This is a genomic window from Litoreibacter ascidiaceicola, assembly GCF_900129235.1.
Lineage (GTDB): Bacteria > Pseudomonadota > Alphaproteobacteria > Rhodobacterales > Rhodobacteraceae > Litoreibacter > Litoreibacter ascidiaceicola.
The window spans coordinates 96922-120960 of the sequence record NZ_FQUV01000009.1 but is presented as its reverse complement, the minus strand read 5'-3'; the positions used below and the strand labels follow the sequence as shown (position 1 = coordinate 120960).

28 protein-coding genes are annotated in these 24039 nt (G+C 57.7%); 18 read left to right on the top strand and 10 right to left on the bottom strand.

Annotated elements, in window-relative coordinates; translation table 11 throughout:
* Positions 1–440: 440 nt before the first annotated feature.
* Positions 441–1325 carry an ArdC family protein gene (locus tag BUB72_RS16600; RefSeq protein WP_073145968.1) on the bottom strand — a complete coding sequence of 295 codons (885 nt, stop codon included), beginning with the start codon at positions 1323–1325 and terminating at the stop codon, positions 441–443.
* Positions 1326–1815: 490 nt separating this feature from the next.
* Between BUB72_RS16600 and BUB72_RS16595 the strand changes: the two genes are divergently transcribed.
* The gene (locus BUB72_RS16595; RefSeq protein WP_073145982.1) at positions 1816–2154 is read left to right on the top strand and encodes a hypothetical protein; all 339 of its coding nucleotides are present in this window, start codon (positions 1816–1818) and stop codon (positions 2152–2154) included.
* Here BUB72_RS16595 and mobQ read toward each other — a convergent pair.
* Positions 2144–3430 (bottom strand): MobQ family relaxase, encoded by a 1287-nt coding sequence (mobQ, locus tag BUB72_RS16590; RefSeq protein ID WP_073145967.1) that lies wholly within the window; start codon positions 3428–3430, stop codon positions 2144–2146. The genes BUB72_RS16595 and mobQ overlap by 11 nt on opposite strands.
* A 643-nt stretch (positions 3431–4073) precedes the next feature.
* Between mobQ and BUB72_RS16585 the strand changes: the two genes are divergently transcribed.
* The 11 genes from BUB72_RS16585 (at position 4074) to BUB72_RS16535 (ending at position 11291) form a co-directional block, all read left to right on the top strand.
* Positions 4074–4373, top strand: a complete 300-nt coding sequence (locus BUB72_RS16585) for a mobilization protein (protein WP_073145966.1) — start codon at positions 4074–4076, stop codon at positions 4371–4373.
* Positions 4373–6025, top strand: a complete 1653-nt coding sequence (locus tag BUB72_RS16580) for a type IV secretory system conjugative DNA transfer family protein (protein ID WP_073145965.1) — start codon at positions 4373–4375, stop codon at positions 6023–6025. Before BUB72_RS16585 ends, BUB72_RS16580 begins: the two co-directional genes overlap by 1 nt.
* Before the next feature lie 19 nt (positions 6026–6044).
* On the top strand, positions 6045–6587 hold the full coding sequence (locus BUB72_RS16575) for a hypothetical protein (protein ID WP_073145964.1): 543 nt from the start codon (positions 6045–6047) through the stop codon (positions 6585–6587).
* Positions 6588–6879: 292 nt separating this feature from the next.
* Entirely contained in the window at positions 6880–7926 is a 1047-nt protein-coding gene (locus BUB72_RS16570; protein WP_073145963.1) for a replication initiator protein A, read from the top strand.
* 51 nt (positions 7927–7977) lie between these two features.
* A complete protein-coding gene (locus BUB72_RS16565; RefSeq protein ID WP_139250709.1) occupies positions 7978–8175 on the top strand; it encodes a hypothetical protein in 198 nt (65 codons plus the stop codon).
* Between the two features lie 143 nt (positions 8176–8318).
* On the top strand, positions 8319–8969 hold the full coding sequence (locus BUB72_RS16560; protein WP_139250708.1) for a hypothetical protein: 651 nt from the start codon (positions 8319–8321) through the stop codon (positions 8967–8969).
* 224 nt (positions 8970–9193) lie between these two features.
* Positions 9194–9847 carry a ParA family protein gene (locus BUB72_RS16555; protein ID WP_073145960.1) on the top strand — a complete coding sequence of 218 codons (654 nt, stop codon included), beginning with the start codon at positions 9194–9196 and terminating at the stop codon, positions 9845–9847.
* A complete protein-coding gene (locus BUB72_RS16550; RefSeq protein ID WP_073145959.1) occupies positions 9847–10095 on the top strand; it encodes a hypothetical protein in 249 nt (82 codons plus the stop codon). Before BUB72_RS16555 ends, BUB72_RS16550 begins: the two co-directional genes overlap by 1 nt.
* A gap of 157 nt (positions 10096–10252) precedes the next feature.
* On the top strand, positions 10253–10507 hold the full coding sequence (locus BUB72_RS16545) for a type II toxin-antitoxin system HicA family toxin (protein WP_073145958.1): 255 nt from the start codon (positions 10253–10255) through the stop codon (positions 10505–10507).
* Complete coding sequence (locus BUB72_RS16540) at positions 10504–10836, top strand: type II toxin-antitoxin system HicB family antitoxin (RefSeq protein ID WP_073145957.1); 333 nt, start codon at positions 10504–10506, stop codon at positions 10834–10836. The genes BUB72_RS16545 and BUB72_RS16540 overlap by 4 nt, the downstream gene beginning before the upstream one ends.
* 20 nt (positions 10837–10856) lie before the next feature.
* Complete coding sequence (locus BUB72_RS16535) at positions 10857–11291, top strand: hypothetical protein (protein ID WP_073145956.1); 435 nt, start codon at positions 10857–10859, stop codon at positions 11289–11291.
* A 601-nt stretch (positions 11292–11892) separates the two neighbouring features.
* Here the strand turns inward: BUB72_RS16535 and BUB72_RS16530 are convergent.
* Both BUB72_RS16530 and BUB72_RS16525 read right to left on the bottom strand, forming a co-directional pair.
* Complete coding sequence (locus tag BUB72_RS16530) at positions 11893–12636, bottom strand: FadR/GntR family transcriptional regulator (RefSeq protein WP_073145878.1); 744 nt, start codon at positions 12634–12636, stop codon at positions 11893–11895.
* Between the two features lie 10 nt (positions 12637–12646).
* Positions 12647–13543, bottom strand: coding sequence for a dihydrodipicolinate synthase family protein (locus BUB72_RS16525; RefSeq protein ID WP_073145875.1), 897 nt, complete (start codon positions 13541–13543; stop codon positions 12647–12649).
* A 127-nt stretch (positions 13544–13670) separates the two neighbouring features.
* On the opposite strand from BUB72_RS16525, the gene dctP reads away from it, so the two are divergent.
* From dctP to BUB72_RS19210, 6 genes are all read left to right on the top strand, one after another.
* A complete protein-coding gene (gene dctP / locus BUB72_RS16520) occupies positions 13671–14708 on the top strand; it encodes a TRAP transporter substrate-binding protein DctP (protein WP_073145873.1) in 1038 nt (345 codons plus the stop codon).
* A 99-nt stretch (positions 14709–14807) separates the two neighbouring features.
* The gene (locus BUB72_RS16515; protein WP_175549185.1) at positions 14808–15437 is read left to right on the top strand and encodes a TRAP transporter small permease subunit; all 630 of its coding nucleotides are present in this window, start codon (positions 14808–14810) and stop codon (positions 15435–15437) included.
* Positions 15430–16767: a TRAP transporter large permease gene (locus tag BUB72_RS16510; RefSeq protein ID WP_073145868.1), complete on the top strand. Its 1338-nt coding sequence runs from the start codon at positions 15430–15432 to the stop codon at positions 16765–16767. The genes BUB72_RS16515 and BUB72_RS16510 overlap by 8 nt, the downstream gene beginning before the upstream one ends.
* 49 nt (positions 16768–16816) lie before the next feature.
* Complete coding sequence (locus tag BUB72_RS16505) at positions 16817–17773, top strand: C-terminal binding protein (RefSeq protein WP_073145866.1); 957 nt, start codon at positions 16817–16819, stop codon at positions 17771–17773.
* 37 nt (positions 17774–17810) lie between these two features.
* Positions 17811–19001, top strand: coding sequence for an AGE family epimerase/isomerase (locus tag BUB72_RS16500; protein WP_073145864.1), 1191 nt, complete (start codon positions 17811–17813; stop codon positions 18999–19001).
* A 22-nt stretch (positions 19002–19023) separates the two neighbouring features.
* A complete protein-coding gene (locus BUB72_RS19210; RefSeq protein WP_281250222.1) occupies positions 19024–19146 on the top strand; it encodes a hypothetical protein in 123 nt (40 codons plus the stop codon).
* Positions 19147–19262: 116 nt separating this feature from the next.
* Here BUB72_RS19210 and BUB72_RS16495 read toward each other — a convergent pair whose 3' ends face one another.
* The 6 genes from BUB72_RS16495 to BUB72_RS16470 all read right to left on the bottom strand — a co-directional run bounded on the left by BUB72_RS16495 (position 19263) and on the right by BUB72_RS16470 (position 24039).
* On the bottom strand, positions 19263–20339 hold the full coding sequence (locus BUB72_RS16495; RefSeq protein WP_073145955.1) for a TrbL/VirB6 family protein: 1077 nt from the start codon (positions 20337–20339) through the stop codon (positions 19263–19265).
* A gap of 12 nt (positions 20340–20351) precedes the next feature.
* Entirely contained in the window at positions 20352–20699 is a 348-nt protein-coding gene (locus tag BUB72_RS16490; RefSeq protein WP_245814901.1) for a hypothetical protein, read from the bottom strand.
* Between the two features lie 62 nt (positions 20700–20761).
* Positions 20762–20965, bottom strand: coding sequence for a hypothetical protein (locus BUB72_RS16485; RefSeq protein ID WP_073145953.1), 204 nt, complete (start codon positions 20963–20965; stop codon positions 20762–20764).
* Positions 20962–21948 (bottom strand): ATPase, T2SS/T4P/T4SS family, encoded by a 987-nt coding sequence (locus BUB72_RS16480; RefSeq protein WP_073145952.1) that lies wholly within the window; start codon positions 21946–21948, stop codon positions 20962–20964. Before BUB72_RS16480 ends, BUB72_RS16485 begins: the two co-directional genes overlap by 4 nt.
* A 4-nt stretch (positions 21949–21952) precedes the next feature.
* Entirely contained in the window at positions 21953–23347 is a 1395-nt protein-coding gene (locus tag BUB72_RS16475; protein WP_073145951.1) for a TraB/TrbI/VirB10 family type IV secretion system protein, read from the bottom strand.
* Positions 23344–24039 (bottom strand): TrbG/VirB9 family P-type conjugative transfer protein, encoded by a 696-nt coding sequence (locus tag BUB72_RS16470; RefSeq protein ID WP_073145950.1) that lies wholly within the window; start codon positions 24037–24039, stop codon positions 23344–23346. The genes BUB72_RS16475 and BUB72_RS16470 overlap by 4 nt, the downstream gene beginning before the upstream one ends.

Below are 24039 nucleotides of genomic sequence, written 5' to 3'. Positions count from 1 at the left end.
CCTTATCCCTTATGCTGGCCCCCCGGGGTCGCCCGGGGGGCCGCCGCCCCGCCGCCGCCACAGGGGCCGCTTGGGGGGTAGGCGTCAGAGGGAACTAGCCCCTCCACGGATCGGTGAACCGACCCTAAGTACAGCGATTTTATTCCGAACCGAACCGAAGCCCGGCATACCGATAAAACATACATAGGATCTTCTTTTTGCGATACAAGATCGCTAAGAGCGATTTTTTATCCTATCTCAAGGGGGCACTCTGTCACTATACGACTTCAGGTGCCGGGCATTACATGCCCGTCCGCGCGAAGCGCCGGGCCTGTCGGCGGGTGACCTTCAGGTTGCCCGCCGACAGGTCACCCTTAAACCGCCACCACCTGGATCACGCCAGAACGCAAAGGGCCCCCGCCTGCAGACGGGGGCCTCGATCATTTGGGCAGTGCAGGCTACTACTCTGCGGCCATCCGGTCGGCCTGTGCGGTGTGGTCCATGATGTAATCCACGGCCTTCTGCGCCTCGGACGCGGCGCGGAAAATCGCGCGGCTGTCTTCCTTCATCGCCTCAAGCCATCCTTCGACATAGGCTGCACTCTGGTCGAATTCAGGCTCCACCCCGATCTGCGCGCAAAGCATGCAGTTTCCGATTTCAGCGACCAGCTCCTCGAACGCGTAGGCCTTGCGGTCGTTGAACCGGCCCAAGCGGTCCAATCGCTTCGTTGCTCCTGTCCAGTGGGTCAGCTCGTGGGCCAAGGTGCCATAGTATCCTGCGGCCCTGTGAAACGTCTCGATCGGCGGCATGTGGATGCGGTCGGTCTTGATGTTGTAATAGGCGCGCGGCTCCTCGGTGCTGTCGATCTGAGCGCCGCTCGCGGCAAAGAATGCCACCAACGCGGGATCGGCCACGGTACCAAGATCACGGGGCGGATCGGGCAGGATGTAGAATTCTGCGGGCAAACCCTCGATCTGGTCGGCGTTAAACACGCGGTAGGCCTTGGCATAAGGGATCTGGCGTTCCTCGCCGTTCTCGTCCTCACGCTCGACGGTGCCGTATTTCACGACCGTGGCGGATTTCTCGCCCTGTCGGACATGACCCCCAAGCTGCTTGGCCTGATTGAACGTCATCCAGCGGGCTGAGCTGTAGTCCTTGGCCATCGCGGTCGCCCAAAGCATCAGGATATTGATGCCCCGATAGGCTTCGCCGTTGAACCGTTCCGGCAGGCTGACCGATGCCCCTCCGCCAGTCCACGGCTTGCGCCAAGGCGGCGTTCCTGCCTCGATCTGCGCGATGATCTGATTGGTGACATGGGTATAAACGTCAAACTTCTCTGCGGTCATTTGTGACCCTCCTTCGAGTGACGCGGGCCGGGTCTGCTCCCCTTTCCGCCAATGGGCGGGCCTTCCTGTTCTGATCTTTGGAATGCCCATGCATTCCGAAGGGCAGAGCAGGTAAGGGCAAAGCCCGTCCTGCGGCCTGGCGGGGCCGTGACAACCGGGTGGAGGGCGTGAATTTGGGAGGGAACCGCGCGCCTCGCGCGTGGGAGGAACCGGAATTCTCGACCGGAACCGACGCCACAGGCGGCGCTTGCCGGTTTTCTCGGACCTGCCAGGATGGCAGGCGGATCAATAGGATTTGGAAACTGTCAGGGTTGGGGTGAGCGGGCATCAGCCCGTCGATCCCCTGACCTGGCTATCGCACAAAGCGAGACCGGCACACTGCCGGGATCACTGAACTCTATCGAGCCATACCTAATTCGATAATATACGATTGATGCCTTAGTTAGATTCGGGCAGAAGAAGATCATGATTGTTTCTATCGATGTGCGCGATGAACCAGACGACTGACCTCGAACTAAATGTCACCACCGAACAAGGCCTTCGGGCGCTTGCCGAGGATGGGCACACGGTCGAAGTGCTTTGCAAAGCCGATCCTGAACGCAAAGGGCCAAGCTGGTACGGTCTATGGATCATGCGGACAGTCGGAAACGACGGGCAGGAGAAAATCCTTGTCACTGCCAGGACGCGCGTGACGCAAAATGCGATCAGGGTGCGCGAGTTCAAGACAGCAACTGGAGTTATATCATTCCTTGTCGGTATTGGGTTCTCACAGGCGAGCATTCCCATGAAAAATGGGGAAACGACCTCTCATCGCCTCGTCAGTGACTGAGACCTGGATCACGGTCGATGTCCCTATCCTTCTCGACCTCCTGATCCTTCTCCTGGTCGCGCTCGGCCTCGATCTCCAGCCGCTCGCGCGGCTTATTCAGCACGTCCTTCAGCCGCTCGTTGACGGACGGCTTCCGCCCATCGCGTCCTGTGTCCTCACCCAGATCATACTCGCTGTGACCATCCAGCTTGTGAACCGCCGCCTGGCCGTCACGCCCCGCGTCCTTTTCCATAATCTCTTTCAGCCGCTCTCGCGCATAATTGCGGCCTTCCGGCTTCGGCGTGTCGTCCTGGTCCCGTGACCGGTCCACGACGCGCGCCAGACGCTCCCGGAAATCCTCCGGGTTGCGTTCGCCGCGTTCTTTCGAAGTCGCAGCCCTGAGTGCGGCCAGACCGGCAGAGACTCGCCCCTGCCCCGCCTCGCGCTCGATGCCATAGGTCTCCCGCGCGATGTCCAGGCGTTCGCGCATTTCGCGGAAGGCGGCGCGCGCCTGGCGGGCGGCATGGACCACGGCCCCGCGCTCGGTGACAGGGATGTATTCCCGGCCCTGACGCTCGGCCATGGCCTTCGCCCGCCGCTCCATGGAATTGGCCGCTGGCCCCAGCTTCAGCTCGGGGTCGCGGTCGAGCTCCTCGGCGGTCAGCTTGTCGCCACGATCCAGCGCCGTCTCGCGCTGCTTCTCAAGCGACCGGTGATCGACGCGCTCGACCTCCCCGACACGCTCCAGCGCGCGGTTCTGCAACTCGGCCCAGAGGCCGCGCATCTGCTCGATCTCGACGCCGCCGGTCTTCGCGGAATCGAGCACGCGGGTCTTCGCAGTGAAGCCCTCTGCTTCCAGCTTGCGGGTGGAGGTCAGGACGTGGGCGTGGTGGTTGCGCTGATCGCCTTCGCGGTGGGGCGCATGGATCGCCACATCGACGGCCACGCCATAGCGGCTGACTAGTTCCTCAGCGAACTGGCGGGTGATCTGCGACCGGTCCTCGGCGCTAATCTCGGAGGGCAGGGCCAGCTCCCATTCGCGGGCGGTGACGGAGTTGCGGCGAGTCTCGCTGGCCTCGGCCTCGTTCCAGAGGCGGGACCGGTCCGAGGCCCAGTCCGGGGCGTCCTTCGGGGTCAGGATGAAGGTCTCCTCGATGCCCTGCTTGCGGGTGTAATCGTGGACACGGCCTTCGCGCTGGCACTCGATGCGCTCCCCGACACGGTAGGCTGCCGCCGCCGTGGCAGAGCGCCCGGCGCTGCGTTTGATCGTCTTCACGGAGAGGTGGTAGCTGGCCATGCGCCCTCCCCTCGCCTGTGATGCAAACGCACCCACGCGCCGGAGCTGATCCGTGCCGGTGCCCTGACATTGGCAATCGGATCAGCGGTCTTTTCTCCGCAAGAGTGCGCCCGGAACCGGCGCGATCTGAGGGGAAAAGACAGCCCGCTTGAGGCGAGCCAACAGCTCTCCGACGCGCGGGCTTGCCAGTGATCTGCCCCCAAATCCCCAGCCTCATGGGGGGCGGGATATGGGGGCAGATCACTGGCGGTTTGCCGGGGGCAAACCCGGTTCGTGTCGGCACCGTCAGGTCCGACGACACGAACCTCCCGCAAGGGAGACGCCAGCGGCAGACCGGCCCCCTCCGTGGGGCATCGGGCGAGACGCTGGCGCGACCTTGCGGGACGCGATCCAACCGCTGAGGTTGGGCTGGGATGGTTTGGAAGGGGCAGCGCGCCCTTCCATGTCGCGGCGGAACGCAGCGAAGGGGATGGCCATCGGCCGGGGCTTTGCCCCAGAGAGATCGCACGCAAAGCTCGGAACCGCAGGTGGAGAGTTTGCATAAGTGCGCCCTTGTACTTTACAGGCCTACGGGTAAGCGCTTGCAGTTGATCTGGCAACACAATATTCAACCGAGAGTATTTGGCGGTGCAGGAACAGGCAGATGGCGGAAACGGAACTGGAGAAAGCGGAAAAGCGCTATGCTCAGGCCAAGGCGCGGCTCCAGAGCATCCGCAATCGGGAAGCCACGAAGCAGCGCAAGCTGGATACAAGGCGCAAGGTGATCCTGGGCGGCGCTCTCCTCGATCTGGCGGAACGGGATTCCGGTGCCGCTACCATGCTGGATCGGCTGGTGCGGAACCTCGCACGGGAACAGGATCGCAAAGCCTTCGCGGATTGGGAGGCTCCCACCGGGTCGCCCTCCCCTGCCCGCTCCAGCTCTGACCCGGACACGCCCTCCTGATGCGGGGCTTGTTCCGCGTCTTTGACACTCTGTTCCGGTTCTTCGGTCGGCTGATCTTCACGCCCATCCTTTTGGGCTGGATGATCGGGGCCGTCCTGTTCGGCGCAATGATCGGGTCAATCGTGGCCACGCCGTTCATCTTCGCCTTCTTCGATCAACAGCCCGGCGAAAGCGCGTGGCAGTGGCTGGTGTTCGGCCCGTTCATTTTCATCGGCGGCGTCTTCGGGTTCCGGTACTGGCGCATGACCTCCGGGGCCGATGCTTACTTTGGTCTGACCGGTGACAGCCACGGCTCGGCCCGCTTTGCCAGCCGCAAGGAACTCAAGAAGCTCCAGGGCGGTGATGGCCTCCTGATCGGACGCAATCCGGGCACGGGTCGACTCCTGCGCTATGACGGTCCCGCCCATCTGATCACCCTCGCCCCGACGCGGGCCGGGAAAGGTGTCGGCACCGTGATTCCGAACCTGCTGGCGGTGGATCGCTCCGTTCTCGTGATCGACCCCAAAGGCGAGAACGCCCGGATCGCCGGGGAAGCGCGGCGACGGTTCGGCACGGTTCATGTCCTCGATCCCTTTGAGGTCAGTGGTCAGCCCTCCGCCGCCTACAACCCGCTCGACCGGCTCACACCCGACAGCCTCGATCTGGGCGAGGATGCCGCCTCCCTGACAGAGGCGCTGGTGATGGACCCGCCGGGACAGGTGACGGAAGCGCACTGGAACGAGGAGGCCAAAGCCATCCTCGGCGGGCTGATCATGTTCTGCGTCTGCCACGAGGACCGTGACCGCCGCTCGCTTGCCACCGTCCGGGAATATCTCACCCTGCCCCCGGACCGGCTGAAGGCACTGCTGGAGCTGATGCAGGACAGCGATGCGGCGGGTGGCCTGATCGCCCGCGCCGCCAACCGCTTCCTCGGCAAGGCGGATCGGGAAGCCGCCTCGGTGCTGTCGAATGCGCAGCGGCACACCCATTTCCTCGACAGCCCCCGGATTGCCCGATGCCTGGCACGCTCGGACTTCGCCTTCTCCGATCTGCGCCACCGGATCACGTCCGTCTTTCTGGTCCTGCCACCCAACCGGATGGACGCCTACAGCCGCTGGCTGCGCCTCCTCGTCTCTCAGGCCCTCCAGGACATCGCACGGGACGCCGAAGCCTCTGTAGGCTCTCAGGGGGCCTCTCAGCGCCTCAAGACGCCCGTGCTGTTCCTCCTGGACGAGTTTGCCGCCCTGGGCCGTCTGGAGGCCGTGGAGCGCGCCATGGGGCTGATGGCGGGCTATGGTCTTCAGCTCTGGCCCATTTTGCAGGACATGAGCCAGCTCCGTGATCTCTATGGGGACCGGGCCAACACCTTCATCGCCAATGCCGGGGTGCAACAGGTCTTCGGGGTGAACGACTTCGAGACGGCCAAATGGCTGAGCCAGATGATCGGCCAGGAAACCACCGGCTACCAGACCGACAGCTACAAGCCCGGTGACAATCCCAGCTTCAGCAACAACCTCACGGGCCGCGATCTGCTGACCCCCGATGAAATCATGCAGATGCCGCCGGACCTCCAGCTCCTGCGCGTCCAGGGCCAGCCCTCTGCCCTGGCGCAGAAGCTGCGCTACTACGCCGACCGCGAATTTGCCGGGCTGTTTGTCCCGCAGACCCCTTGATCCCGAAAGGATACCGAAGATGACAACCGCCTCCCCTGCCCTTTCCGATGACGAGCTGCGTGAAACCCTCGATCTGCTCTCGACGGTCATGGCCAGTGTCTCGGATCGGGTCGATGCCCAGACGGAAGTGCTCGACCGGGTGAACAAGACGGCGACGGAAGCGCGCCAGGCGGCATTCGCGGCAAAGGCCCAGACCGATCCGAAGGCCTATGGCGAGCTGGTGGGCAACACCATCGACGGCAAGATCGGTGACACCCTGATTCGGCTGGCGCGGTTCGCGGTCGATCTGGGACAGCAGACCATGGCGACGGAGAGGGTTCTGAAACAGGCGGAGGAAGACAAGCTGGCCATTCTCAGGCAGGTGCGGGACCGCGAGAACAAGGCCGACCGTCTGAAACGCCTCCTGCCCTGGTTCGGTCTGGGTGCCCTCGTTCTGGTTCTGGCGATGACCGTGACGCTTCCCCGTTTCCTGGCCAGCAACAGTTCAACCTGTGCTGCCATCGGAGCGACGTGGACCCGGACAACGGAAGGAATCGACGCCTGCGTGTTCTACCGGCCGTGAGGGTTGAAGGGACATTAACGTCTCACACTCCCTTGAAATAGCATCCATATGATAGAGTTAAATAATGTTAGAGTCTGAGTTACGTGTATGTCCGTTCGTCGTAACCATTAGAAAAGAAATGGTGATTCTGGCTCCATTTTCATATTTGGTGTGTGAAGTGACGAAAGACGGTGTGTGAAGTGACGAAAGACGGTGTGTGAAGTGACGAACCTTGACGCGCGGTGTGTGAAGTGTCGATAGTGGCTCATGGTGTGTAAAGTGACGAATCTGTTCCAGGAGCGCAGTGTGTGAAATGACGAAAGAACTCCTGTCCTCCCAGCGATCGCCACTGCTGCCGGACCGCCACCCGCAGCGTGATCTGTTCGTGTGCGATATCGTCGATGCGGTTCCCAAAGGGGATATATCCTCGATGGAGAACCCTGTCTTCACCCTCTCGACCAAGCCGGACATGCGCACACGCCGCTATGAGCGCGGCGAAAACTGGATTCAGGTTGCTCCATCCCGCGCCGGACTGGCGACGGTCCATGACCGGGATGTGCTGATCTACTGCATCAGCCAATGCATGGCCGCGCTCAATGATGGACAACAGGTGCAGCGGCGCATGCGCTTCAAAGCCTATGACCTGCTTGTGGCAACCAATCGGCAGACTTCCGGACGCGGCTATGAACTTTTGAAGGACGCCCTGCGCCGTCTGCAAGGCACACAGATTGAAACGAACCTCCGTCAGGGTGGCAAGGAATACTTCAAGGTCTTCGGCCTGATCGACTCGGCCGAAATTGTGAAGGAAACCCGCGATGGCCGAATGCTTGATGTCGAAGTTACACTGTCGGACTGGGTGTTTGACGCGATTGAGAACAACCACGTCCTGACCCTGAATCGCCAGTACTTCAAACTGCGCAAGCCCCTCGAACGGCGGCTGTATGAGATTGCGCGCAAGCATTGCGGAGCGCAGAGCGCATGGAAGGTTGGGATCAAGCTTCTCCGCGATAAATGCGGATCGAGTTCCACACTCAAGGAATTCCGCCGCCTGCTCGGAAAGATCATCGAGGACGACGCGGAACACGATCACATGCCCGACTATGCCTTCGTCATTGAGGGTGACATCGTGGTTGTGCGACCAAAGGAGGAGACACGCCCGACTGCCCTGCCCTTCCTGCCTTCCTCGCTGCGGCTTGATCCCGAAACACATGAGGAAGCCCGCCGCCTTGCTCCCGGCTGGGACATGCATCATCTTGAAGGCGAGTGGCGTTCCTGGGTGTTGGAAAAGGGCATTGCGGTGAAGAACCCGGACAAGCACTTCCTGAGTTTTTGCAAGAAACGAGGGGGATATCAGCGCTAATGCGCCTTGCATGATTTCATGCAAGGCAGTGCTGAAGACATCAGAGGCAGTATGACTGAGAAGAACAACTACAAAGGCATCGCACTCGATGGCCCGCTAAAGGGTCAAGTTCTCGTGTCGCAAGGAGAGCTTTGTATTGAACGGGACGAGCGGTGGTGGCGGAAGCTCATCTTCGGCCCCTCCCCTCCATACGCCTACAAGTATTCGAATGATGGCTGGTGGGTCTATGATGGGACTAGGTCGTATTAAGCCCGGCTTCTCCCATAGAGGTTAACTCGCCAGATTTGCAGCAGTCCTACCTTCGCAATCCAAGAATGCGTCGCCAATTTACAACCAGTGTGACACTGGGGGCCTGACGAAATGAAGAAAGAACAAAATCGATGCACGAAGCAATGAGCGAGATGGTCCGAGCGAAAGACATCATCGCCTTGATCCCGGAAGTCAAACCGAGGCTTGCGATGGCGGCGCTTCGCGACGCTGTAAGCACCGGGAAAATCGGCAATACCGTTCTGTCGGACGAAGATCGCAAGTTGGCGATAGCTGAAGGTTGGGGAATGCGCATATCGCCGATTGGTGGCCGGATTCTAAAGCAACTGTTCGAGGCGGGGATGATTCCGCAAAAACGCGCAGGGTCTCCGAAAGACCTATCAGAACTTGTAGAGTACGTGGAGACTGAAGCGGACTTTCGCGCGAAGGTCGAGGTGAGAATAGCCGCGAAGGAAGCCTACGAGTACCGGATCGCGGAGATTGCCGAGAATCCGGATTGCGCGCGGGCCGATGAACTCAGCAGCGACCTTATCGACAAGGTGTTTTTGAAACGGCTGGGGTACAGGAAGTTCGGCACGTTGCATATCGCCGGATTGGAATGCCACAAGGATATGACAGCGGGCAGTTTGTCCAACAGCGGCAAGACTCGCTACTCAGGGCAAGTCTATTGCTATTGGTTGGATGCGGAAGGCAATCGGCAGGGAGATGCGGTGCCTGAGACTGTACGCAATCGAAGAAACGACCCTGACCGAAATTGGGGTCTTGGGCGGGAATGATCATTCCCTCGGCGCATCACACGCCGAAGATCATTACCTCTTGAAATATAATGACCAATTTCCCCACCGAGCCACTAAATAGCGGCGCATTCCCAGCTGTGCTCGCACGCGCATGAATGCATGCAAGTCGCGTTTGCGCTAAGTCGCCATCCATGCTTGGCGTAAACAGGGCAATCATGCTAGCATGCCAAAAAACAACAAGCAGGCAGACTGGAGCAGTATCAATGACCTACACCATCGGAATGGTCTCCCAAAAGGGAGGCGTCGGAAAGTCGACTCTGGCCCGCATGATGGCACGAGAATTCGTGGCCGGAGGCCTCACCACCAAGATCGCAGACCTGGACACGCAACAGCAAACCTGCGCCCATTGGGCTGGTCGTCGCGCCGAAAACGGCGTCACCCCGGAAATGCAGGTGCAGAGCTTTGCCTCGGTAAAGACCGCGCTCGAAGACGCCCCTCGGTTCGATGCGCTGATCCTGGACGGCAAGCCAAACGCCTCTGAGCAGACAATGGAAATAGCCAAGGCCTCCGATCTCATCGTGATTCCGACAGGTCAGACCATTGATGATCTGCACCCCGGCGTCGTACTGGCGCACAGCCTGCGTAAGAAAGGCATCTCGCCCGAGAAGATCGCCTTTGCCATGTTCAAGACCACGGGCAGCGAGCGCGAAAATGCCGCTGCAAGGCAATATCTCGCAGAAGCGGGGTATCTGGTGCTTGATGGGGAGGTCTCCGTTTCCACGGCCTATGGGTCGGCCTCCGACATGGGCAAGGCTATCACCGAAACCTCGTTCCGCACCCTCAATGACCGCGCGGCCAGGTTGGCACAAAGCGTCATTGACAAGATGGCCGAGCTTCAGGAAAGGCAGGTGGCATAATGAGCACGAATATTGCCAAGCTGAAACGCGGGAAGGGCGCTCCGCCGCCCGCAGATGTTGCGCCCGATGTGATCGCAGACGACACCCGCCCTGAGAAGGTTGAGCTCAGACCGCTTCAGGTGCGCATCCCCAGAGCGGTTTTTGAAGAGTTCTCGGAAAGGGCAGGGCGCGAATTCGGCTTCAGCCACGGATCAAAGAAACAGCTCTTTCTCAGGATGTGGGAAGCATACAAAGCGCAAAACATGTAAGCATGCTTGCATGCAACGCGTCTTTGCGTGCTGGATTGACCTTACCTCATCAAGATTACCTCGGCGATAATCACTGCCACCTTGGAGGAACCAGATAACGGCCGAGAAAAAAGAGGGTTTTGCTTGCACTATGCGCTAGCATTGGCTACATAACCTGATGAACAGCAAACACCGCAAGACTCTGGCCGCTGTCTTCACAGACCCAGTGTCAGGAACAATCGAATGGTCAGCGGTCGAGCGTCTGCTTGTCGCCGCTGGCGCACAGGTAATCGAAGGGCGCGGCTCGCGGGTGCGGTTCGAGAAGGATGGCGAGGTCGAGACGTTTCACAGACCGCACCCCGCCAAGGAAGCCAAGCGCTACCAGGTGCGCGCCGCACGGGCGTTTCTGGAACGGATCGGAGTAACGCCATGACCAATTCCATGACTTACAAAGGCTACTCGGCCCGCATCGAGTATGATGACGACGATGGAATCTTCACCGGACGCCTCGCCGGCATCCGTGATGGTGTCGGCTTTCATGCAGACACGGTTGAAGCTTTGCGCGATGCCTTTCATGAGGCAGTCGAAGATTACATCGAGACCTGCGCAAAGATCGGCAAGGAGCCGCAGAAGGCGTTCTCGGGCCAGGTGATGTTCCGTGTCGATCCTGAAGTGCACCGCAAGGCGGCACTCGCGGCCGAGCTGTCAGGCAAGAGCTTGAATCAATGGGCCGAAGAGGTTCTGGATCGCGCGGCAGGGTAGGGGGCCTTGGCGAATTGGATATGGCTGACACCGACACCATTTTGACCACCCGGACGGCTGAGCTTGAAACTGTTGATCATGCTGTCATGGGCGAAGTCGTTGGCGTTGCCCATGCCATTGGTGATCTGCGCAAGGCGCTCGATGCTCTTGAAGGCCTGCTCGGTGAACGGCAGTTCGAGAAAGCTGCCGCATCGGGATATCAGGAAATCGCGTCGGCGTTCATTTTCCTCCAGCGCACCCTGGGCGGGCTACAGAGCGCCGAGGCCAATCGTCATGCCTTCATCTCAAGCATCGCGGAAGAGCTGCAATGCGCCTACGAGGACGCGGAGCCTCTTGTCGAGGCGCGCCTCCAGTGCCTGAAACCCAGACAAGAACCGACCGGTGAGAAGCTTGCGGCTGCCAAGGCGCGTCTTAACCGCCGGATCGGCGAGATGGCCGCAAGCGACCAAGGCTAGTTGGGGCGCAGCACGGCGGCAGCTCAGTGCGAGACCGGGCATTCGCCGCACCTGCCTGAACTCACGGAATGCGGGACGGAGCGGACCTGTGCAAGTGCGGCTATTGCTGACGCAGCATTCCTTCGCACGTGCAGCAGCGATCTTTTGGCAGCGCAGCGGATTTCGTCAGAGCGCTCCATCGAAGATGGTAAAATCTGGCAGTCGCAATCTTCCCTTTCGTTACACGATTGCTCAACAATCAGGTCACGGACAGAGCGCCAATTAGCTGCAGCGGCCTTAGTAGCGGCTATCTGAACAGTGCGTATACAACAAAACGCAGGACGGGTGGCAATACGAACCACCGTATACGCGGTGCACGCATCGCGATCGTCCAAACCCTGGCGCAGCATTTTGCAAAGGGGGGCTCAGCGCTGCCGTAGGAATTATCAAGCGGCCGTGACCGCTTCGAATTGACGAACGGCTCCTGCCGTTCGTCAAGATTCTCAGATGTTGATCCGTTCTGAGTGCTCAACCTTCATAAAAACTGGCCTACCTGGCATGAATGCTGAAAGCCCTGCCACGCCAGCGCGCTTGAACGACCCCCGTCGTTGGTCAAATCGTGTTACTCTTTATCGAATTGTCGCTTGCGTGCTTGCTCAACTTGGCGGCTTTGCGTTCGATAGAGGTGCGCATTCATCATTGAATAGGCACCTTCGGGTGACCGTTTTGCGATCTGCTCCACTATCGCTGTATGCTGCATTTGGGTCACTTCAAGCGCGTTTTGGCTGGTGTCGTTTCGGAGCGGCATCTGCCAGGCGACAAACGACTTATAAAATACCTCAAAAAGAGGGTTTTTGTTTATCTCAAAGATCTTCCGGTGAAGCCGGAGATCACCGGCTATAAACTTCTCTGGTGCATCAATATCTGACGCATTCTCTTCGTTGATCCGCATGAGATCAGAAATGTCCTGTTCGGTAGCCTTGCTGGCGGCTTCCCAGGCAAGGGCCGACTCCATCAACCTTCTCATCTCGGTCAGCTGATAAACCCCATCCTCGCTCAACGAAAGCACGCGTCCAAAGTCGCTCATGAATTCCTGCAAAGGGCTGGTATTCGGCGGGCTGACGACCGGTCGCTCCCCCCGCCGAACTTCCAAAAATCCCTTAATTCTTAACGAGGATAGAGCTTCGCGAACCGCTGGGCGTCCAACCCCAAAAGCTTCCATCAGTTCTTTTTCAGAGGGAAGCGGATCACCGACCTTTAGTTCTTCGCTTACAATCTCATTAAGAATCCTCCGTTCAACGGCTTCAAAAAGGCGTGCACTTCCGGGCCCATCAGCCGCATCTTTCGCTTTTTGATCTGCCCGCATCTGCTCTACCTCACTTTTGGTCAAGTTTTTCGAGTGCCACCTCAAGTCTTTTCATATCGTCTTTTGAAACAGCGTGGAACGGACGCATGGGCCGCGCAGAGCATAGCCCTCTTATTTCAAGGCACGCCTTCAACGCTGTTGGCATTCCAACGGAAACCAGAACATCAATGAAACGATTGGCTCTGGCTTGCAGCTCGTCTGCGGCAGAAAGATTTCCAGACGCCAGGTATTCTGCCAGCTCGCGGTATTCACGCCCGAGAATGTTGTAGGTTGAGCCAATCCCGCCATGACTGCCAACTGAAAGGCCTGCCACCAGCATTTCGTCAACACCGTAGTACACCGGAACGTCCTTTAGCCCATCCAGCAAGCCGACCAGTTGGATGATGTCGGTCGACGTATATTTGATGCCGGAGATGTTCATATCTTCAGACAAATCGAAAAAGAACTGGTTGGGCAGCGACACGCCCGTCAGTGCTGGGATGTTGTATAGCACCATCGGAAGGTCGCAAGCGCTTTGCAGATCGCGATAATAGTCTTTCATTTCAGCCAAGGTATGCTTGAAATAGATCGGTGGCGTCGAGGAAACCTCGTGAAACCCCGCTTTGGCCGCAGAAACCGCGTTTCTTTCGGCGTGGGCCACCTCGATGGCACCAACCTGCGCGATCAGCTTCAGGCTGCCGTCGGCGGCTTCGGCAACAGATTCAAAAAGCTCGGCTCTGATTTCGGGAGACAGCAGAAAGCCCTCACCGGTTGAGCCGCCGACATAGAGACCGTCCAGCCCGAGGTTTTTTGCGTTCTGCACCAGAGCGCTTACGGCTTTGCCGTCAATCTTGCCCGAAGCGGTGAATGGTGTGGTGAGCGCGGTCAGAAAACCGGCTTTGTAATGTGACTGGGGGTTGGCGTTCATCGGTTCACTCCTCTGCGGCGTGTACATATGTACATACCTGCCTTGACTTATATACATATGTATGTAACCAAGGCGACCATCGGCGTCAAGGTAACTGGCGCGGTATTCATCCAAGTGGAGGACACAAATGAATAGGATTTCTGCAACACTGGCTGCACTGGCCCTGACGGCACCCTTAGCTATGTCGGGCCAAGCGGTCGCCGAAACGGTTCAAATTCAGGTCGGCGGGGACATTTCTGGCGGTGTGAACCAGCATATCATCAATAACTGGCTCCCCAAGCTTGAAGAGATGACCGATGGCGAAGTCGAACTTGAGCTGGTCTCAGGTGGCTCGATTGTACCGCACAGCGAAACGCTTGATGCAATCGATCAGGGCCTGTTGGGCGGCGACTTTGTCTTGCCGAGTTATTTTGCGGGTATCGACCCTGCGTTTTCCATCATGGGCGATCTGGTCGCCGGATATGATACCCCGCTGCAGATGATGCAGCTTTGTTACCACGGTGGTGGTAGGGAGATGCTGCAGAAAATCGTCGACACATACACCGACAATGTTGTCGTTGTCGGTTGCGGATCATTTGAGCGGGAAGCTTTTGTTGCCGCGGTGCCAATCAATGGCGTGGCTGATTTGGAGGGCCTTAAGATTCGCTCGCCCGAAGGCTTGGCAGCTGAAATCTTTTCCCGCGCCGGTGCGGTCGCCGTACCGCTGCCGTTTTCAGAAGTTTACACGTCGCTCGACAAAGGCGTGATCGATGCAGCCGACGCCTCGAACTATGGTGTGAACAAAGACAATGGCTTCCATGAAGTCGCAAAATACCCGCTTTTTCCTGGTATCCACTCGATGCCCGGCTCTTACTTCACAGTTAACCGTGACGTGTATGACAGCCTGAGCGAAGGCAGCAGAGTGGCTCTGGATGTCTGGTTCCAGGCCATGAGCCTGGACCTGATGATGTGGGTCGACCAGCGTGATCGCCGTCTTGTTGCCGAAGACAAAGCCAATGCTGCTGAAACCGGTCTCACCATCATCGACTGGTCTGTTGCAGATCGTGATGCGCTGCGTGAAATCGCCAAAGGCGCCTGGGAGGATGCCGCCAAAGAATCGGACCTGGCACAGGAAGCTTACGACCTGAACATCAACTTCATGCGCTCGATGGGTATGCTCGAGTAAGGTTCGTATCACCAGCTTGCCGCCCTGCACATGCAACAGTGCAGGGCGGCAAGTATTGGGGCGTACTGCACGACCAAGATGCGTCAGGGGAGGGGCAAAGTGGAAACTGAAATGAAACGCACTGTTGATGACGATCAAATTCGTCATGCGGCAGGAGAAGAGCAGCAGGCGCTGCTAAAACCTGACACGTTTATAGGTTGGATAAACTTTTATGCGGGTGAATTTGGAAAATATCTGTTTGCAATTGCCATTCTGATTTCTGTTTACGAGGTCTTTGCGCGTTATCTGTTTGATAAACCAACGATCTGGGCGTTCGAACTGACGGTCATGCTCTGCGCCACCGGTTATTTCATCGCGGGCGGCTATGTCACCCAGCAACGGCGCCACATCGGCATCACCGTCATCCATGACATGGTATCACCCCGCATCCGCTATGGCCTTGATATCTTCGGAAATTGCATGGGAATCTTTGCCATGTCCGTGCTGATCTGGTCCGGCTGGGGGCCGGCGGAGCGCGCATTAATACGGGGTGAGACGGCCGGAACTCCTTGGGATCCACCGTCGCCACAGATCCTAAAACCAATGATCGTGATTGGCGCGACGCTGATTGTGCTTCAGCTCCTGTCTCACCTGTTTCAACTGATCAAAAACGGCCCAGAGACCACCACATCAAAAGACGAAACGCTGTTGCAGGCGCAACGTCCGGCCGAAGGACATGACGATGTTTGATTTTCTCAGCCTCGACGTCATCGGCCTTGGTGGCATGACAATCATCGCATTGGTGCTCCTGTTTGGTCTTATGCTGACCGGCATGGCGCTTTCCTGGGTGACTATGACGGTTGCTGCCGTGCTGTTGCTCGTCTGGATCGGACCCAAGGGCATCTCGCTGATTTCCCTCAAGGTTTACGGCCTTTCCACAGCCTACGTCTTTGTCTCAATTCCGATTTTCATTTTCATGGCTTCTCTGATGGAGAGGACCAGCATCGCCAAGGATCTGTTCGCTGCAATGCAGGTTATATCCGGAAATTTCCGGGGAGGAACGGCAGTCCAGACCGTATTGGTGTCTGTCGTCCTGGCGGCGATGTCGGGCATCATGGGGGGCGAAGTGGTTCTTCTTGGTTTGCTGGCCCTGCCGCAGATGATCAAGTTGGGATACAACCGCGGTCTTTCGATCGGCACGATCTGTGCGGGCGGTTCGCTTGGGACGATGATTCCACCGTCAATCGTTCTGATCCTGTTTGGCCTGGCCGCGAACATCTCGGTTGGTGACCTGTTCAAAGCTGCGATCACGCCGGGCCTGCTGCTTGCGGCAAGCTACATTACCTACATCCTGATCATGGCCAATCTCAAACCGCATTGGGCGCCCACATCTTCCGAGGATGCCGAACTAAGCAAGTTGTCGTTTCGCGAAAAAGCCAAAATTGCCAGCGGGATGATCGTGCCGCTTCTGATCATCACTGCGGTGCTTGGATCGATCTATGGCGGCGTTGCTTCCATTACCGAATCCGCTTCGATCGGCGCCTTTTCAGTCATGTTGTTCGCAGCCCTGCGCCGCGAGCTCAGCTTTAAGGTGGTCACCGAAAGCCTGCGGCAGACGATCACATCAATCGGTGCCCTGATCTGGCTTGGGCTGGGAGCGAACGCCCTTGTCGGGATCTATACGCGCCTTGGAGGCACCGCCTATTTGGGTGAGCTTTTCACGGGTCTACCGTTCGAGCCGATTGTGATCGTGATGATAATGGTCGGCATTTTCCTGTTGATGGGAATGTTCCTTGATTGGGTCGGCATTCTGCTTCTGACGATCCCGATCTTCATTCCGATCGTGAAGGATCTGGGGTTCGATCCGGTCTGGTTCGGGATCTTGTTTTCGATTTCGATTCAGGTTGCGTTTCTGTCGCCCCCATTCGGGCCTGCCACGTTCTATCTGAAAAGCGTTGCTCCGCCTGACGTCACGCTGGAAGAAATCTACAAATCCACGCTGCCCTTCGTCTGCATCCAGATCACCGTACTCGGTCTGGTTTTGGCCTTCCCGCAGATCGCTCTCTGGATTTTGGACTGATGGGCCAGAATCCTTTGAAGCCACTGAAACGCATGAAAGAGGTAAACTCATGACCCGTGTTGTATTGCTGGACAATGTTCTGGCCGATCTTTCGGCCGAACGGCACGCTGCCGAGAAACATGGCGCCGAACTGCTTGTCCTGTCGGATGCATCAATCGAAGAAGCTGTCGATGCCGCCCTTGGCGCCCAAATATTACTGTCACAAGGCGCGCACTTTCCAGTCACCCGAAAGATGATCGAAGGCCTTAATGAGGGCGGCTACATTCTGAAATATGGGGCGGGTTACGACAAAGTCGATGTCGCCGCTGCGACCGAGCACGGTATTCGGGTTGCAAATTTGCCAGATGGCACCACAGAAGAAGTCGCAGAACACACATCGGCGATGGTTGGCTTTCTGCTACGCCGACTCGGTGAGTTTGACAAATCCATCCGAACGGGTGCGTGGAATCCAAGCCTGGACCGCGCCGCCATTCCGCTGTTTTCAGAGACCGTGGTTGGCTTTGTTGGGTTCGGTCGGATCGCACAGGCTGCCTATCGCAAGATGAGTTCGTTTGGGTTCCAGTTTGCCGCCTATGATCCGCACCTTGATCCGTCGTCGGTTCCGCCCGATGTCCGCATGGTAGCGTTAGAAGAACTGGCCGAGATCAGCACCGTAATTTCACTGCACCTCGCAGCCACGCCGCAGACAACCGGGATGATAGACGCGTCGCTGTTAAAAAGACTCGGCCCGACCGGTTTCCTGGTCAATACCTCGCGTGGTGCGATCGTGAACGAAGAAGATCTGGTTGCTGCTTTGCATGACGGCACTATCGCAGGTGCGGCATTGGATGCGTTCTGCGTAGAGCCGCTACCTGCGGATTCGCCACTGCGAACAGCGCCCAATCTGTTGCTCACTCCTCACGCAGCCTTTTATTCGCAAGGATCGGACAAGCGGGTTCAAAGATTGGTTGCCGAAGAGCTTGAGCGCGCGCTGACAGGTCAGGCTCTTCGCTGCCCGATCGCCTAATAGTAACCCAGTGGAAACTGAAAAATTGGCGAACAAGATGACCACCAACCCTGCTTATCCGGATTTTGAATCTGTGTCGTTCTTGAACGATCACATTTCGAAAACCCTTGCGTTCTATGAAGACCGGGCGGTCGATCCAGATGGCGGTTTTTTCCATTGTTTCGAGGATGATGGGCGCATCTATGACAGCGAGTTGCGCCATCTGGTAAGCTCGTGCCGCTTCGTTTTCAACTATGCCCTGGCCTTTCGGAAACGGGGTGCACAACAGCACCGGGACAAGGCCCTGCACGGACTTGAGTTTCTCGAAAACACACACCGTCAGGACAACGGCGCGTATGCTTGGCAATTGCGAAACGGAAAGGTAACGCACGGCGAAGTTATGGCATACGGCCATGCGTTTGTCATGATTGCCAGCGCCACTGCGCTGGAGGCGGGGATCGCGGAAGCACGCCCGACGCTGAACCATATCTGGAACTTCATGGAGACGCAGTTCTGGCAACCCGATCACGGCGCTTATGCAGATGAGCGCAACGCCGATCTGTCCGACCTCAGCCCGTATCGCGGCCAGAACGCCAATATGCACAGTTGTGAAGGGTGCATTGCCGCCTTTCGGGCAACCGGCGAAACACGCTATCTGGATCGAGCAGAAGCCTTGGCCTATAAATTCACAATGGAGCTTTCGGATAAAACCGGCGGGTTGATTTGGGAGCACTACGACGCCAACTGGGCGCCGGACCACGATTATCACAAAGACAAGCCGAATGACCTATTCAAACCCTGGGGTATCCAGCCCGGACATCTTGTTGAATGGGCGCGATTGCTTCTGACGCTCGATCAGATCCGACCGCAAAAATGGTATCTGGTTCGTGCAATCGCCCTGTTCGGGGCGGCAATGGAGCATGGTCGTGATCAAGAACTGGGCGGATTGATCTATGGCTTCGCGCCAAACGGCACTCCCTGTGCGCGAGAGAAATACTATTGGGTAAACAGCGAGGCTGCAGCCACAGCCTGGAGGCTTTTTCAGCGCACCGGCGAAGAAACCTATCGGCAAAATTACCACGAGATTTGGTGCTACGCTTGGGACCATTTGATCGATCATGAGCACGGTGCCTGGTTCCGAGTTCTTACGCCCGAAGGCAACAAAATCGACAACCAGAAGTCACCACCAGGTAAAACCGACTATCACACGCTCGGGGTTTGTTGGGACATTTTGTCAGCCAAAGCTTAACCTAAATCACCTAATTTTGGAAGTGCTGCTTCAACAAGAGCCGAACCTGCACGAGTCTGCTTTGTCCCGCGACATGATCCTTGGGCGTTTCGAATTCGCTGCGGTTGGCATGAATGACCAGTTTTCTCGCGGCGCTGCGGCATAGGATTTTGCGCTATTGCCGCAATATCCATGCTGCGAGTGCACGCAGCACAAAATCAATTGTTCCGGTGGGGCTCTCTTAAGACCTTCGCTGCGTTGTGTACGAATGGCTGCTCTACACTACCTTCTCCCCAATCTGCCAAGCCTCGCAAGCTGAGCCAGCATTTGCGATCCGGTTCCAGAGGCAGGATTGCCCCCTGAGGGTGTCACATTGGCCATCCCCGGCCGTTGAGGCATTTGTTGCACTCCAAACATCTGACGCGCTCTGAGCGCGGCGTATTCTGCCCCACTTGCACCCCCAACGAGATAGCGATTGTAAGCTTGCTGATTGCCCATCGCCGCGCGCGCAAAGCTGTAGCTTCCGCCCAAACCACCAGACAAGGCGGGCATCATGATATTCCCTGAAATCGCTCTTACGATGAATGGAGTGGCAATGATGAATCCCTTGGCCATAAGCACCATCATAAAAAACGGGATGAGTGCTCCGATGTTCGTCGCTCCTTCAGGATCGCCAAGCTCTCCGATCAGTGCTGACGCGACTCCTGTGATGGTTGCGAAGACGCCTGCCACAACGATGGGATAGATTGCGAACGATATTAGTGCCGACAGCCAGCGTGCAAAATAGTCTTTTGTCACATCAAATAGCGTGAGGAATATCATGATCGGCGCAATGCCAATCAGAAGGGCGATCATTAGACGCGACGCGACCAGTATGAACGCCGCCAGCCCACCAAGGATCGACAACATCAGCACGCCAACGATGTCGAGCATTGCGCCCGCCATCCAATTGAGTTCCGATCCTGCGGCATTCAGATATTCGCCTAGCTCGGCAATGAGTCGGTCAAATTCTTCGGCGAATGTGCCTGAAGGGCCGGGCACGCCGCCGCCCACGGACGCGACAAGCGCCCCGGCAATACTGTCGATCCCCGCGAGGATCGCGGATGATAGTGCGTTGAACTGCACCCAATTGGTCGCAAATATCCCGATGAGCCCGATCTTGACCGCAAGCCAGAACGCCGTTCGCCCGTCCATCGCTTTGTACTGATAGATCATGTTCAGAAAGACGAAGATCACGACGACCGTTGTTCCAAGGACGAGCAGCGTACCAACCGTCGCGGCGACCGATCCGAATTGCGTTTCGGCGGCGGTGTCGAGATAGCCTTGTGAGGTTTCAACGAAGTAGGTGACAACGCTCATTTCAGGATTTCCCTACCAATTGCCTGCGGCTTCGCAGATCGCTTGGGCTTGAGGTCGAAGTTCATTTGCACGGCGGTTGTAGGTGTCCGAGGCTTGCAGCATTTCTGAACGGTCCGCACCGGCGTGGTTTTTTCTGAAGGCGTCTTCGGCTGTGTCCCAAGTCGGGAAACGGACAGAACAATCGCAGGACCCTGTCTCAACGATCCATTCCATGCTCTGTGCCCGATAGATGTCTTGGACCAAGACACGCTGGTAGGCGTCTCGCAGCGCGATGTTTTCCATCCAATCGGGCTCGTCTGGGCGCTCAGAGCAGACATCCGGAATGCTCTCGAGGCTGGGGATCCGATTACGCTCCGCCATCAAGGGCGCAGCGATCAGTCCCAAAACAACGGTAAGCCAAGTGAGTCGGACAATCCGATGCTTCATCGCGTGCCTCCAACATCTGCGCTTTCGGAGGTTTCGCGTTTTAGGAAAGCTGTGTGCCCGATATTGGCAAATTCGGAAGAGCTGATTGAGATGACCTCCCACCCGAGCTGGCCCTTCGCATTCAACGCGGCCTGCATCTCGATCAGGCTGTTTTTGCGATTCATCGGGAACGACAGGATCTCGTATTCATAGGTTTTCATGCGGATGCTCCAATCTGTTCCATGCCGGGGAGGTAGAATTCGGTGATGCCGCGCCCGCCGTTGTGACGCCCGGTTTGGATAATCACGTCGATGGAATTTTCGATGTATCGCACCATGTCCGCATAGGTCATTGGGATCTCCGTCTTGAGGGCGGCGATTGCCAATCGCTGCACCGCCAGTTGCGGGGTTTCGGCATGTAGCGTGGTCATTGATCCGCCGTGACCCGTGTTGATGGCTTCCAAGAAGGTCATGGCCTCTTTACCGCGCACCTCGCCAAGAATGATCCGGTCTGGCCGCATGCGCAGCGTTGCGGTGAGAAGCACGTCGGCGGTTTGGAACTCGGCATCGCGGTTGGCAATAAGCGTCACCACGTTTGGTTGCGCGGGCAGAAGCTCGGCAGCCTCCTCGATCGTGATGATCCGTTCCTCGATGCCGACATGGGAGAGAATTTTGCGGGCTGCCACGGTTTTGCCCGTCGATGTGCCACCCGAGACGATCATGTTGAGCCTATTCTCAACGCAAAAGGCCAGCGCATCGTCGATCACGCCTGACGCCACGACTGCGCGCAATTCCTGGGTCTTCTCCTGCCGCAGCTCTTCGAGCTTGCGTTCTTTGCCAAACAGAAACGACAGTTCAATTTTTTCAAGGGAGAGACTTGAGAAAAACCGCAAGCTGATCGACATGGCCGACATTACGGCAGGCGGCGTGATGACCTGCGCGCGGATTGGGCGATCGCGATAGGCAATCGAGACCGATACAATGGGCCTGTCTTTACTCATGGTGGTGTTTGCGCTGGAGGCAATCTGATTGCCCAAGTCTTTAACCTCAGTTTCCGTGAGCGATTGATCCAGAAGACGCATGAAGTGATCGCCCTGGAATTCTCCCCAGCAGGTGCCGTCGGGGTTGATGCAAATCTCGATGACATCTTCGCGGGACGCGGCGTCCAGCTTATCAAGTGAGGTTTGAAGATAGCTCAGCGACATAGGATCAAAAGATCTCCAGATCGCGGTCAACCATGACGGTGACGCGGGCGCCTTGGTTGACGTAGATGACGGGACCGATGGAGAGGTAGTCGCTGATCACGCTGTCAGTCGCATCGGCCAGATCATCACCAACGTCTTCGAGAACATCCGCCGTCGCCTCATCATTAACAGAAGCAGCTGCGGCACTTGGGGCCGCCGAGATGAGCGAAATCAGAGCTGCAGAGCCAAACCGCTCCGCAAAGCGCGTGTCCACGAAGCCGGTCACGCCGGAGCGTCCCAATTCGTCGCCGCCGAAGGAGCTGATCTGGATGGTTTGATTGTCTGGCAGGATGATGCGGTCCCAAGCGATGGTAACGCGCTGCTGTGCAATATCTAGCCCCGAGCGATAGCGCCCAATCAGGCGCGACCCGCGTGGGATGAGAAGGCGCGACCCGTCAAAGCTGAAGACATCTTCGGAGACGACGGCGCGGGTTTGACCGGGTAAGGAGCTGTCGAGTGCCGTTTCCATGACAGCCTGAATCATCGTGCCTTGAATGATGGTGTTGGAAGGATTGGCTATCACCTGTGCTTGGGTGACGGAGGTCGGCAACGCGCCGTTCAGGACAAAATCAGTCACTTCGCCGAATGTGCGCTCGGCAAGCGGTGTTTCATTCGCTCCTGACGTTCCACCAAATGCAATCGTAGGGGAGGTAACGCGGCGATCTTGAAACGCACGTTCTTCTGCCGCGCGGCGCTCAAGATCCGCCATACGACGTGCCTCCTCTTCACGGCGCAACCGTTCTGCCTCTCGCGCAAGAAGATCTTCCTCAGACGGTCCGATAGGAACTGGCGCAGGCACTGGCCGATTGGCCTCAAGTTGGGCCAGCTCCAAGTCCATACGGATTTGTTCGAGCTCGCGATCACGTGCTGCCAGCTCATCCTGAAACAGCTGTTGGGCTGCTTGGGTCGCAGTTTGCAATGCTGCGATCTGAGCTGTTAGCCCATCAATGGCGTCTGCAGCCGCTGTATCTTCTTCTACCACCGGTTCCGGCGCATTGCGCAATTCTTCGATTTGCGCCTGAAGGGCGGCCAGCTGAGCGAGGAGTTCCGCATTAGGTTCCGAAGGCACGGCAGGGGCCACGACAATCTGAGTTTCCGGGGCAGGGGGAGGGGGGATGGCCTCAATAGCCCCGAATCCATCACCTTCGTTCTGAAACACATCAGGTGTGGCTGTTGGGAGAGACGTTTCCTCATCTGGTCCGGATGTCATGTAGAGAACGGCGCCACCGGCACCAACGAGTGCGACGACGATGAGGGCAAGAAGGGGCGAGCGTCTAGCCTTAGGTGAACCCCCGCGATTTCCGCCCTTTTCTAGTGCGGCGAGGCGTTTTTCGAGCTCTGGGTCCTCTGAATTGCTCATGATGACGCCCCTGCTGGTGGGGTCGCCTGAATGCAAACCAACTCATCACCGAGACGCAACACCCACTGCGTGTTCACGCCTGAGACGCGGATCACACCGTCCTCAGCGGCTTGCGTGTTTACCGTGCGCTCACGGCCACTGGAGTATCGGAAGATGGCTGGCACAGGCGCATTTCGGGGAAACGCGAAATACGTAAACGTCCCGTCATCCCAAACGCGCGTCGGAGTGAACTCAGATTGCGTGCTGGCCCCGTAGTTATAGTTGGGGGCTTGGCTCGCAATTGCGCGGGTTGGCCGCGCGTCATCATCGGGATAACGAAACTGGACCACATAGAACGTGGTGCTTTGGACCTCTTGGACGTTGAAGTAGTAGCTACGGCGATTGGTGTAGACCGTCACATTGGTATGAACCCCGCGCGCAATGGGTTTGATCGCGAAGGCCTGTCCCCCAGGAACGCCATCAATCTCAAAGCCTTCTGTGTCGCCTGCAATGATCGAACGGATGCTTTCCCCCTCACCAAATTCAATGGTGGTGACATGTGTTAGTGATACGTTCAGACGATAGACTTGAGCCTCTTGATAGGTCGCGAGCCGGACGCGGCTGTCATTTGGACCGCCACGTGGAATGGCTTCGGCCAAGACAATGCTGGGCAATAGGATAACCAGCAGCGAAACGAAATACTTGATTAACAA